The following is a 10753-nucleotide window of genomic DNA, read 5'->3' as shown; positions in this document are numbered from 1 at the left end:
TTCTGATGTGTATACGCGACAGGGGGAGGGCGGGCTGACGGTCGCGCGCCCGTTGGGGCGGGCGCGCTTCCACTCCGTTCAGCCGGCGACGAGTTCGTAGCCCGCCTCGACGACCGCTTCGCGGATGTCGTCCTCGGCGACGGGTTGATCACTGATCACGGTCACCAGGCCGGAGGCGAGGTCGACCGCGACCTCCTGCACGCCGCCGATCTGGCTGACCTCTTCGGTGACCGCGTTGACGCAGTGGCCGCACGTCATGCCCTGCACGGTGTAGGTGGACACGGTCATGGAACGTTCTCCTTCGTGGATGTGCTCGTCATGATCGGACGAGCCGCGCGATGGCCTTGCTCGCGTCGGTGACCTTCTCGTCCGCGGCGGAGCCGGCGTCGAGGACTGCTTGGGTCACGCAGTGCCCGACGTGGTCCTCCAGCAAGCCGAGCGACACGGCCCGCAGGGCGGCGGTGGCGTCGGCGATCCGGTCGAGCACGTCGATGCAGTACGCGTCGTCCTCGATCAACCGGTGCAGATCGCGGATCTGGTTCTCGATGCTGTGCAAGCGGTTCAGGTGGCTGTCCTTGTTCTTGGCGTAGCCACGCATGGTTCTCGACCTTCGCTTTGGCGTGTGCTTTCCCCGAGATCCATACTGGCCAGCTATGTAGAGATCTGTCAATATAGAGGGATGTCAATCAACTATGCGGATGGGTCGTCTGGAGGTTGTGCCGCCGCGCCCTGGGCGGCGGGGTCCCTCTCGGTCGAGGAGTCGGAGAGGTTGGCCAAGGTACTCAAAGCCGTCGCCGATCCGGTGCGGCTCAGGTTGTTGTCGATGATCGCGTCGCACCCTGGGGGTGAGGCGTGCGTGTGCGACATGTCGGGGGCGTTCGAGCTGACCGGGCCGACGATCTCCCATCACCTCAAAGTTCTTCGGCAGGCCGGACTCATCGCGGGGGAGCGGCGTGGCACCTGGGTCTACTACCGCACCGTTCCCGAGGTGCTCCGGGATCTCTCCGCCGCGTTGTTGCCCGTGGAAGTCGTGAACGTTACGGCCTGATTGTCCGCATCGAAGGTCGGGCGAGAGGGGAACCCTTGTCCTGCTTGGGTTGCCTTCGAACAGGTCCTGTCCATCCTTTGTGGACCATTACGATCCTTGATGACTGAAACATATTCATGGACAGTCATCGATATGACTCCTACGCTCGCCCTCTGCTACTCCGTTGGCGACTGAGGGGTCCGGTCATGGGTGCTGGCGAAGGCTTGTCTCGGCGTGGATTCGTAAGGGGAACGGCGCTCACCAGTGCCGCGCTCATCGTCGGGTCACCAGGTTCGGCGGGTGCCGATCCGGACGTGGCGGGCGAAAGTCGGACAAGCGGTGCCAGCGCTGGCGCCGGCGGCACGGAACTCAACTTCACCACGGACTCCGCGGCCATGCAGGCGGACAGGACCGTCGCGACCGCGTGCCAGTTCTGCAACTCCAACTGCCGGCTGCACGTCGGGCTGCGGGAGAACCGGATCATCAGCGTGAAGGGCGAGCCGAAGGATCCGGTGCAGCAGGGCAACATCTGCGTGAAGGCGCCGATGATGGCCGAGCTGGTGTACAACCCGTTGCGCCTGAAGACCCCGCTGGTGCGGACCGGAGGGGAGAAGGGATCCCCGAACTCCACCTTCGAACCGGCCACCTGGGATCAAGCCCTCGATGTCGTGGCCAAGCGGCTGCTCCAGCTGCGCGACGCCGGAAAGGCTCCCTCCATCGCCAACCGGACGACAGGTCGTCTGCCGCGCGGTGTCGGCTCGTTGGTGGGCAGGTTGTTCGCGCTGCTGGGCAGTCCGAACAACACCGACGTCGGGCCGGTCTGCAACGACGCGGGTGGCAACGCGCTGAAGGCCACGTTCGGGCTCGGCAACTTCACCAACGGGTACGGCACCGACGGCGCGACCGGGAAGGACGACCTCGGGTCCGCGAAGTACCTGCTGTTCTTCGGCACCAACCAGGCCGAGACCCACCCGGTGACGTTCGACTACCTCCTGCGCGCCCGGAAGCGAACCGGCGCGAAGCTGGTCGTGGTCGACCCCCGCCGCACGCCCACCGGCGCCGAGGCCGATGAGTGGATCGCGGCCAAGCCGCACACGGACCTGGCCTTGGCGCTGGGGATGCTGCACCACATCGTCACGAAGAACCTCTACGACCGGCACTTCGTCCAGCGCTGGGTCGTCGGGTTCACCGAGCTGCGCGACCACCTGGTGAAGTCCGCCTACACCCTCGACTGGGCGTCGAAGATCACCGGCATCCCCGTCAAGACCATCCAGCGCATCGCCGAGGACTACGCGAAGTCCGAACCGGCCGCGATCTTCTGCAACGCCGGGATCTCGCACCAGCTCGGCTCGTTCGACACGTACCGCGTGCTGACCTTCCTCGCCGCCGTCACCGGCAACATCGGCAAGCTCGGCGGCGGCTGCAACTTCATGCACAACACCTGGCCGGGCGACCTGCACCTGCCGCCGCTCGCGGTGAACGTTCCGAAGGTGCCGCAGGCGCTGCCGGTCGGGCCCGACTACTTCGCCGAGTCGATCCTCACGGGCAAGCCCTACCGGCTGGAAGCCGTGATCACCCAGGGCAACCCGCTGATCTCCTCGGCCAACACGAACAAGGTCAAGGACGCGTTCCGGGAACTCGACTTCTACGTCTACACCGGCTTGTTCATGGAGGAGGCCGCCTACTTCGCGGACGTCGTCCTGCCGGTGTCCGGCGCGCTGGAGTACGAGGGCGTCTACATGCGCCGTGACGACCGGGCGATCAGGTGGCAGCACCAGGTCGTGCCGCGGGTGGGGGAGTCCAAGCCCGACTGGGAGATCTGGATCGACCTCGCCTGGGCGCTCGGGCGCAACGACACGAAGAACCCCTCCACGTACTGGACCGATGCCTTCCCGCAAGCGTGGAAGGACTACTCGGTGCTGTGGAACGAGTTCGTCACCCGCACGCCCGGCATGGGCGGCATGACCAAGGCCCGCATGGACAAGCGGACCGAGCCGCTGCGCTGGCCGTGCCCGTCGGTCAAGCACCCCGGTGTCAGCGCCCTGTACCTCGATCACCCGTCCTGGTACGAAGCCGCCGAGTCACTGGGCGCGAAGGGGAAGCGGTTCCCCACGCCGAGCGGCAAGGTCGAGATCTACACCCCTGAACTGGAACGGCAACTCGCCACCGCGGGGCACCACGCCCTGCCGAGCTTCTACACCCATCCCGAGGTGACCGGCGCCCACCCGACGATCGCCTACGAGCCGGGGTTCGTCACCAACCCGGTCAACCCGCAGGCGGTCACCCACCCGGTCCGGCTGGGCGTGCCGGGCAACGACGACGTCCACCGCGAGTTCCCGCTCATGGGCACGACCGGGCGGCCCAGCGTCGTGCACTTCGCCTCGGTGACGCACTGGACGCCGACCGGCGAGCAGCTCAACGGGATCCGCTTGGTCCAGATCCACCCGGACACCGCCCGCCGCTACGGCATCGCGGACCGCGACGAGGTGGTGGTCCGCAGCCCGCGGGGTGAGGTCACCGGCACCGCGCTCTACTGGCCGGGCATCCGGCAGGACACGATCTTCGTGCCCAACACCTTCGGGCCTGCCCAGCAGGTCGGCGACCAGTTCGGTGACCCGCGCTACGAGGCGGCGAACACGCTGGTCGACGACCGCCATTACGACAACCTGTCGGGCCAGCAGGCCTACAAATGCTTCGCGTGCAGCATCGCCAAGGCATCAACGCCGTGACCTGCGTATTGTGATGAGTGTGAATGCAACGAGCACACGCGAACTCCCGGTGGTCGTCGACGGCTGCGCGCGCGTGAGCGTGGCCGCCGAACCGCTGGACCGGCCCTCCGCGGAGCGGCTGGCCAAGCTCCTCAAAGCCGTGGCGGACCCGGCGCGGCTCCAGTTGCTCAGCATCATCCACGGCGCCGCCGAGGGCGAGGTGTGCGTCTGCGACCTGATCGAGCCCCTGGGCCTGAGCCAGCCGACGGTCAGCCACCACCTCAAGGTGCTCACGGACGCCGGTCTGCTCTCGCGGGAGCGGCGGGGCACGTGGGCGTACTTCAGCGTGGTCCCGGAAGGCTGGCAGGCGCTGCGCGCCCTGTTCGCGTGATCCGTCCACGGTGCGGGACGCTCGGCGCTTGCTTGCACCTAGATTAGATGGATGTCAATATAGATGGTATGACCGCCACGCTCAAGCAGGTCCGCAAGCAGGCGAGCGCCCCGTCGGAGCCCTGCTGCGAGCCGGTGCTGTCCGCTCCGCTGGAGCCGGACCACGCCGTCGACATGGCCAAGATGTTCAAGGCGATGGGCGACCCGATCCGGCTGCGGCTGCTGTCGCTGATCGCCGCGTCCTCGGCCACCGAGGCGGGCGAGTGCTGCGTGTGCGACCTCTCCGGCTCGTTCGACCTGTCCGGGCCCACCATCTCCTACCACCTGAAGATCCTCCGCGAGGCGGGGCTGGTGGAGTCCGACCGGCGCGGCACGTGGGTCTACTACCGGCCCGTGCAGGAGAACTTCGGCAGGCTCTCGGCGATGCTGGCCATCCCCGGCGTGGCCTCCGTCGGCTGCTCCTGACCGTCACACGGCGTCGGCGTGGTCGTGCAGCTCGTGGTTCCTGGCGAGCGGCACGACCGCCGAGGTGTCGCAGCAGGCCTCGCGCTGTCGACTCCGCGGCGTGTTGTCGGGGCGCAGCCAGCCGCGGGCGACGGCGTTCGCCCCGGCCTCGAAGCGGGAGCGGGCGTCGAGCTTGGCCATGAGGTCGGCGACCATGCGTCGCGCCGTGCGCAGGCCGATGCCCAACTTCTTGCACACCGCCTCGTCGGTCAAGCCTTGGCTGAGCAGGCGGAGCAGTTCTCGTTCCATGTTGCTGGGGCCGCCATCGCCCGGACACCGCTGCTCGCCCAATGGCGTGGCGGCGGTCCACACCTGCTCGAAGAGCGCCACTAGTGCCGTCACCACCCCTGCCCCCGCGACCTGGAAGGCGCTGCAGTGCCCTGATTCGGGGGAGACCGGGAGCAACGCGGTGGTGCGGTCGAACACGAGCATCCACGTCGGCAGCGTCGGCGCCGTGCGCACCTCGCCGCCGGACGCGGTGAGCCACTCGGCGTAGCGCAGGGACGGCCGGTCGTTGAAGGCGCAGTCCTGGTAAACGGTCCACACGGCCGCACCGTTTTGGAGCAGTTCGCTGTCCAGTGCCCGACGGGCTTCGAGGCCGTCCAGAGACTGGCTCCCGCCGGGGAGCAGCGACAGGCATTCGATTCGCGACTGGCGCGCCAGCACGCTGGACCTGGCGTGGACCGCCGCGATGCCGTCCAAGCGCTCCCACTCGTTGCGGATGCCCGCCCCGCACACCTCGTCGTACTCGGCGATGAGCCGGTTGGCCGCGGCGCGGGTGGCGGCGAACTCCTGCTGCTTCCGCAGCAGATCGGCCTGTTGGCGTTCCAACAGGGAGTTCAGCGCGATGCTCGGACTGCCGGGCAGGAGCGAATCGGACGAAGTGCGCAGGAGGCAAAGTTCGGACAAGCGGGCGATGGCGTCATGAACGGATCTCTCCGGAATGTCCAGCAGTGTGACGACTTCCGCGATGTCGCATCCCTGTCGCGTCAAGACGAACCGGTACACCGCCTGCGCTGTCTCGTCCAGCCCGAACGGTTGCAGCATGTACCCCCCCAGGGTAGCTGTGCCGACTGTGCTCGCTTGTATCGAGCATCATCAATGTAGCAGTCGTTCCTGTGCGCCACCTGGCTTTAACCCACCGCTGCAATAGGAAAAGCAAATAGTGGTCCTCTCTCGGGAACTTTCGTCGAGTCAGGCAGCAACCTGCCCGGCACGTTGCTGCCGGGCCTGATCGCTTCCCCGTCGGTCCACGGGATCGCAGGCTGTCACCGCTCTGCCGAGACGCAGGCGCCCTCCGCCCGACGCCCGACCACGCCAAGGGGATCACCCGCATGAGCACAGCAACTCCGGACCCGCGCCTGGAAGCCGATGAGCTGACGGTGCGCACCCTGCCCGCCTTCGACCTCGTCGTGAAGGTGCTGGGTTCGAAGAGCTACTCCAACCGGTACATCGCGATCGCGGCCCTGTCCGGGCAGGAGGTCACGGTCGAAGGAGCCCTGGTGTCGGACGACACCGTGTTGCTGGCCAACGCGATCAACCAGTTCGGCCACGTGACCGTGACGATCGACCGGGAGAACGCGCGCTTCCACGTCGTGCCCACCGGCAAGCCGATGACGGCCCCGGAGGAGGAGATCTACGTCGGCGCGGCGGGAACCCCCCTGCGGTTCCTCATCTCCATGGCCGGGCACGCGCCGGGCGTAAGCATCATCACCGGCACCAAGCGCATGCAAGAACGTCCCATGGGTTCCCTGCTGGACGCCCTGCCCGCGCTCGGCGTCGACGCCACGGCCGTGCGCGGCAACGGCAGCCCGCCCATCCGGGTCGTCGGCGGCACCTTCCGCGGCGGCGCGACCAAGATCAGCGGTGCGGTCAGCAGCCAGTTCACCTCCAGCCTGCTCATCAACGCGATCCGCGCCGAGCAGGACGTCGAGGTCACGATCATCGACGACCTGATCTCCAAGCCCTACGTGAACATGACCGTCGCGGCGCTCGCCGAGATGGGCGTGGAGGTGGAACGCGACGGTTACACGAAGTTCACCGTCGCCGCGGGACAGTCGGTGCGCGGCGGCTCCGTCACGGTCGAGCCTGATGCGTCCGGGATGTCCTACTTCCTTGCCGCCGCAGCGGTTCTGGGTGGTCGTATCACGATCCCCGGCATCGGTTCCGGTTCGCACCAGGGCGATGTGGGCCTGGTGGACGCCTTCGTCCGGATGGGCTGCGAGGCCGACGTCACCTCCGACTCGATCACCCTCAAGGGCGGGCCGCTGCGGGGTATCGACATCGACATGGAGGCCATGCCCGACGTCGTGCCGACGCTCGCCGTCGTGGCCGCGTTCGCCGAGGGCACGACCCGCATCACCAACATCGCCAGCCTCCGCGTCAAGGAGTGCGACCGGATCGCCGCGGTGACCACCGAGCTCCGCAAGATGGGCATCGAGGTCGACGAAGAGCCCGACGCGATGACCATCACCGGCGGCACCCCGCACGGGGCCACCATCGACACCTACGACGACCACCGGATCGCGATGTGCTTCGCCATCGCCGGTCTGCGCACCGAGGGCGTCGTCATCAAGGAGCCCGGCTGCGTGGCCAAGTCGTTCCCGACCTTCTGGCAGACGCTCGACAAGCTCGCCGCCGACGGCGAGAGCACCCGATGAGCGAGGGCACGCCAGGAATCCTGCTGGTGCTCGACGGCTGGGGGCACGCTCCGCACGACGACGGCAACGCGATCTCCGCGGCCGCCACCCCGGTCCTGGACCGGCTGCTGTCGACGTGCCCGACCGTCCTGGTCGAGGCGTCGGGAACGGCGGTCGGGCTGCTGCCGGACACGGTCGGCAACTCCGAGATCGGCCACATGGTCATCGGAGCCGGCCGACCGGTGCCCTACGACAGCGTGCTGGTCGACCAGCAGATCCGCACCGGCGGCCTGCGGACGAACCCCTTGCTCAGCAAGGCACTCGGCGACGTGGCCTCGTCCGGGACGGCCCTGCACCTGATCGGCCTCTCCTCGGACGGGGCGATCCACGCGCACGTCGACCACCTCCGGGAACTCCTGGAGACCGCCGTCGAGCTGAACGTCGGCCAGGTCTGGATCCACGCGATCACCGACGGCCGCGACGTGTCCGACGGCACCGCCGGGACCTACCTCGGCCGGATCGAGAAGCACGCGGCGGAGACCGGAGCCGGACGCGTCGCCAGCGTGGTGGGCCGCGGCTACGCGCTGGACAAGAGCGGCGACCTCGACCTCACCCGACAGGCGGGCCTGCTCATCGCCGACGGCGTCGGAGCACCCGTGGCACGTCCTCAGGAGGCCGTGGACGCTTCCGCGCGCGGTGACGAGTGGGTCGAGCCCGGTGTCGTCGTGGACGACGCCGGAGAGCCCCTGGGTGCGGTGCGGGCCGGGGACGCGGTGCTGTTCACCAACTTCCGCAGCGACCGGATCCAGCAGCTCGCCGACTTCCTGGTCGAGCACGTGGCCGACCGCGACGTCGAGGTGCTGAGCCTGGCCCAGTACGACACCAGGGCCGACATCCCGCCGCTGGTGGGACGGGCTGAGACCGGGGGCGGACTGGCCGACGAGCTGGCACGCCACGGCCTGCGGTCCGTGCGGGTGGCGGAGAACGAGAAGTTCGAGCACGTCACCTACTACGTCAACGGCCGTGACGCCACGGCGCGGGCGGGCGAGGAGCACGTGCGGATCGCGGCCGACGAGCGGCCGGACTACCGCGCTCGTCCGGAGATGAACCTGGACAAGGTGGTCGAGGCCGTGGCGGGCGCCGCACAGCGCCCCGAAGTGGACCTCGTCGTGGCGAACCTCGCCAACATCGACGTGGTCGGCCACACCGGCGACTTCGCCGCCACCGTCCTGGCGACCGAGCACACCGACCGCGCGGTGGACCGGATCCTGGCCACCGCCGCGGAAACCGGGCGCTGGGTGCTGCTTGTGGGCGACCACGGCAACGCGGAGCGCATGCTCAAACCCGGCGCTGACGGCGTGCCGCGCCCCTACGGCGGGCACACCACCAACCCGGTTCCCGCGGTCCTGGTGCCGGTCGACGGCCAGACCGTCGGCGACGCGCCCGAGAACCCGTCCCTCGCCGACCTCGCCCCCACCGTCCTGCGCCTGCTGGGGCGCCCGGCGGGCGAGGTCATGACCGGACGGCCGCTGTGGTGACCGGCCCGCTGCACGCGCTCGCCGACTCGCTGCGGTCGTCGTTGACCGGGTCCGCCCCCGACGTGGGACATCCCGTGGTCGCGGCGGCGTTCGGGGCCGGTTCCACGGTGGCGCCCGTCGACGTCGGCAGCGGGCTGTGGGCGGTGCTCCGCACCGCGGCGGTCGGCGGGCACCGGGTGTTGTGCGTGCACAACGTCACGGACGTGGCCCGGAGCTTCGCGCCGCACGTGCTCGACGAGGCGACACCCCTCTTCCTGAGCGGGGAGACCAGCACCACCGAAGCCGTCGACGGCCTCCGCTGCGAACTGCGGCCGCACGGCTTCGTCTGGCTCGGCACGAGAAGTCCTGGGGAGGACAAGAGATGACTTCACGGCCACGGTTGGCCCTGGTGGGCAACTACAACACGTGCCAACCCGCGCATCCGCGGTTGGACGCGCTGATCCCGCACCTCGACGTGGACGTCGACTGGGTGGCCAGCGAGACCGTCACCGAGGACATCGCGGGCTACGACGGGATCTGGGTCGTTCCCGGATCGCCCTACGCCGACAAGCGGGCAGTCCTGCTGGCGATCCGCCTGGCCAGGGAGACCGGCATCCCCTACCTCGGCACGTGCGGCGGCTTCCAACACGCGCTCATGGAGTACGGGCAGGCCGAACTCGGTTTCGACGACGCCGACGACGTCCAGTACGACCCGGACGCGCGCACGCCGTTCATCGTCCCGCTGGCGTGCTCGCTGGCGGGGGAGCAAGCGCCGCTGTTCCTGACCGAGGGCACGCGCCTCGCCGGGGTCTATGACGACGCCGAGAGCACCGTCGAGACCTACCACTGCAAGTACGGCCTCAACCCCGAGTACGTCGACGCCATCGTGCACAGCCCGATGCGGATCAGCGGCTGGGACGCGGAGAAAGCGCCCAGGGCGATCGAACTGCCCGACCACCCGTTCTTCATCGGCACCCTCTTCCAACCCGAGCTGTCCTCCACCCCGGAGTCGGTGCACCCCCTGATCACAGCCTTCCTCGCCGCGGTGTCGCAGCGAGCGCTGGTCACCAGCTAGACGAAGCAGAGGAGATCCGCCATGGAAGTTCTGGTGCTGGTGCTCGTGTTGGCCCTCGCCGCGGCGAACGGCGCCAACGACGTGCCGAAGGGCGTCGCGACCCTGTCCGCGGCCGGTGTCGCCAAGATCCGCACGGCGGTCATCTGGGGCACGATCACGACTGCCATTGGCTGCCTGGTGTCGCTCACCTTCGCGGCGAAGATGACCGCCCTGTTCTCCAAGGGAATCGTCTCGCAGGCCCCGACCGCGCCGTTCGCTGTCGCGGTGCTGGTTGGCACCGGCGGGTGGGTCGCGTTCGCCACTTGGCGCAAGCTGCCGGTGTCCACCACGCACGCGCTGGTCGGCTCGCTGCTCGGCGCGGGCGTGCTGTTCGCCAGCAGTTCGGTGCAGTGGGGTGTGCTGGTCAACAAGGTCGTCGTGCCGCTGCTGCTCAGCGTCGCCGTGGCCTACGCGGTGTCCATCACCCTGACCTACGTCGGCCGCTTCGCGGTCGGCCGGACCACGGCCAGGAAGACCGCCGGGCCACGGGCGGAGTCGGTCAAGTCGGCTGACGGCACGGCGGTTGCCACGGAGGAAGCCGTCGCCCCCACCGCGACCCCGAAGCTGACTGCGGTCAGCGCGCTGCACTGGGCCACCAGCGGGTTCACCAGCTTCGCCCGCGGCATGAACGACGCGCCCAAGATCGTCGCGATCGGCTCGTTCGCGCTCATCGGCGGCATGACCCCGTCCGGTCTGCTGTTCGGGGTCACCGCCGCGATGGCGATCGGCGGGCTCATCGCGGGCTCCCGCGTCGCGAAGACGATGTCCGTGTGCGTGACGGACATGTCGCACGTCGAGGGCTTCACGGCCAACCTGACCACGGCCGCGCTGGTGGGCTTGGGCGCGTTCCAGGG

General features: G+C 68.8%; 12 protein-coding genes. 9 read left to right on the top strand and 3 right to left on the bottom strand.

What is annotated here, in order from left to right:
* Positions 1 to 78 precede the first annotated feature (78 nt).
* Complete coding sequence (locus ACFWW9_RS10130) at positions 79 to 288, bottom strand: heavy-metal-associated domain-containing protein (protein WP_390374144.1); 210 nt, start codon at positions 286 to 288, stop codon at positions 79 to 81.
* 28 nt (positions 289 to 316) lie between these two features.
* A complete protein-coding gene (locus ACFWW9_RS10125) occupies positions 317 to 598 on the bottom strand; it encodes a metal-sensitive transcriptional regulator (RefSeq protein ID WP_390374142.1) in 282 nt (93 codons plus the stop codon).
* Positions 599 to 679: 81 nt separating this feature from the next.
* Between ACFWW9_RS10125 and ACFWW9_RS10120 the strand changes: the two genes are divergently transcribed.
* The 4 genes from ACFWW9_RS10120 to ACFWW9_RS10105 all read left to right on the top strand — a co-directional run bounded on the left by ACFWW9_RS10120 (position 680) and on the right by ACFWW9_RS10105 (position 4590).
* Positions 680 to 1048 (top strand): ArsR/SmtB family transcription factor, encoded by a 369-nt coding sequence (locus ACFWW9_RS10120; RefSeq protein WP_390374356.1) that lies wholly within the window; start codon positions 680 to 682, stop codon positions 1046 to 1048.
* A 374-nt stretch (positions 1049 to 1422) separates the two neighbouring features.
* Entirely contained in the window at positions 1423 to 3756 is a 2334-nt protein-coding gene (locus ACFWW9_RS10115; protein ID WP_390374139.1) for a molybdopterin-dependent oxidoreductase, read from the top strand.
* A 19-nt stretch (positions 3757 to 3775) separates the two neighbouring features.
* Entirely contained in the window at positions 3776 to 4126 is a 351-nt protein-coding gene (locus ACFWW9_RS10110) for an ArsR/SmtB family transcription factor (protein ID WP_390374137.1), read from the top strand.
* 68 nt (positions 4127 to 4194) lie between these two features.
* Positions 4195 to 4590, top strand: coding sequence for an ArsR/SmtB family transcription factor (locus ACFWW9_RS10105; protein ID WP_390374134.1), 396 nt, complete (start codon positions 4195 to 4197; stop codon positions 4588 to 4590).
* Positions 4591 to 4593: 3 nt separating this feature from the next.
* Here ACFWW9_RS10105 and ACFWW9_RS10100 read toward each other — a convergent pair whose 3' ends face one another.
* Positions 4594 to 5676 carry a hypothetical protein gene (locus tag ACFWW9_RS10100; protein ID WP_390374132.1) on the bottom strand — a complete coding sequence of 361 codons (1083 nt, stop codon included), beginning with the start codon at positions 5674 to 5676 and terminating at the stop codon, positions 4594 to 4596.
* 287 nt (positions 5677 to 5963) lie between these two features.
* Here ACFWW9_RS10100 and aroA point away from each other — a divergent pair, with 287 nt between their 5' ends.
* From aroA to ACFWW9_RS10075, 5 genes are all read left to right on the top strand, one after another.
* Positions 5964 to 7289, top strand: coding sequence for a 3-phosphoshikimate 1-carboxyvinyltransferase (gene aroA / locus ACFWW9_RS10095; RefSeq protein ID WP_390374130.1), 1326 nt, complete (start codon positions 5964 to 5966; stop codon positions 7287 to 7289).
* On the top strand, positions 7286 to 8806 hold the full coding sequence (gpmI, locus tag ACFWW9_RS10090) for a 2,3-bisphosphoglycerate-independent phosphoglycerate mutase (protein WP_390374127.1): 1521 nt from the start codon (positions 7286 to 7288) through the stop codon (positions 8804 to 8806). Before aroA ends, gpmI begins: the two co-directional genes overlap by 4 nt.
* Positions 8803 to 9171 carry a hypothetical protein gene (locus ACFWW9_RS10085; protein WP_390374124.1) on the top strand — a complete coding sequence of 123 codons (369 nt, stop codon included), beginning with the start codon at positions 8803 to 8805 and terminating at the stop codon, positions 9169 to 9171. Before gpmI ends, ACFWW9_RS10085 begins: the two co-directional genes overlap by 4 nt.
* Complete coding sequence (locus ACFWW9_RS10080) at positions 9168 to 9860, top strand: hypothetical protein (RefSeq protein WP_390374122.1); 693 nt, start codon at positions 9168 to 9170, stop codon at positions 9858 to 9860. The genes ACFWW9_RS10085 and ACFWW9_RS10080 overlap by 4 nt, the downstream gene beginning before the upstream one ends.
* 21 nt (positions 9861 to 9881) lie before the next feature.
* Positions 9882 to 10753 (top strand): inorganic phosphate transporter (locus ACFWW9_RS10075; RefSeq protein ID WP_390374119.1); only part of this gene is annotated, 872 nt, incomplete at its 3' end.

Source organism: Umezawaea sp. NPDC059074 (assembly GCF_042738955.1).
In the GTDB taxonomy this organism is placed as follows: Bacteria; Actinomycetota; Actinomycetes; order Mycobacteriales; family Pseudonocardiaceae; genus Umezawaea.
The sequence above is the reverse complement of the archived record's forward strand: the minus strand, read 5'-3'. Positions and strand labels throughout refer to the sequence as shown.

Bases quoted from the DNA above. Each gene is read 5' to 3' on its own strand.
- ACFWW9_RS10130 (WP_390374144.1), bottom strand. From the start codon at position 288: ATGACCGTGTCCACCTACACCGTGCAGGGCATGACGTGCGGCCACTGC.
- ACFWW9_RS10125 (WP_390374142.1), bottom strand. From the start codon at position 598: ATGCGTGGCTACGCCAAGAACAAGGACAGCCACCTGAACCGCTTGCAC.
- ACFWW9_RS10120 (WP_390374356.1), top strand. From the start codon at position 680: ATGTCAATCAACTATGCGGATGGGTCGTCTGGAGGTTGTGCCGCCGCG.
- ACFWW9_RS10115 (WP_390374139.1), top strand. From the start codon at position 1,423: ATGCAGGCGGACAGGACCGTCGCGACCGCGTGCCAGTTCTGCAACTCC.
- ACFWW9_RS10105 (WP_390374134.1), top strand. From the start codon at position 4,195: ATGACCGCCACGCTCAAGCAGGTCCGCAAGCAGGCGAGCGCCCCGTCG.
- ACFWW9_RS10100 (WP_390374132.1), bottom strand. From the start codon at position 5,676: ATGCTGCAACCGTTCGGGCTGGACGAGACAGCGCAGGCGGTGTACCGG.
- aroA (WP_390374130.1), top strand. From the start codon at position 5,964: ATGAGCACAGCAACTCCGGACCCGCGCCTGGAAGCCGATGAGCTGACG.
- gpmI (WP_390374127.1), top strand. From the start codon at position 7,286: ATGAGCGAGGGCACGCCAGGAATCCTGCTGGTGCTCGACGGCTGGGGG.
- ACFWW9_RS10080 (WP_390374122.1), top strand. From the start codon at position 9,168: ATGACTTCACGGCCACGGTTGGCCCTGGTGGGCAACTACAACACGTGC.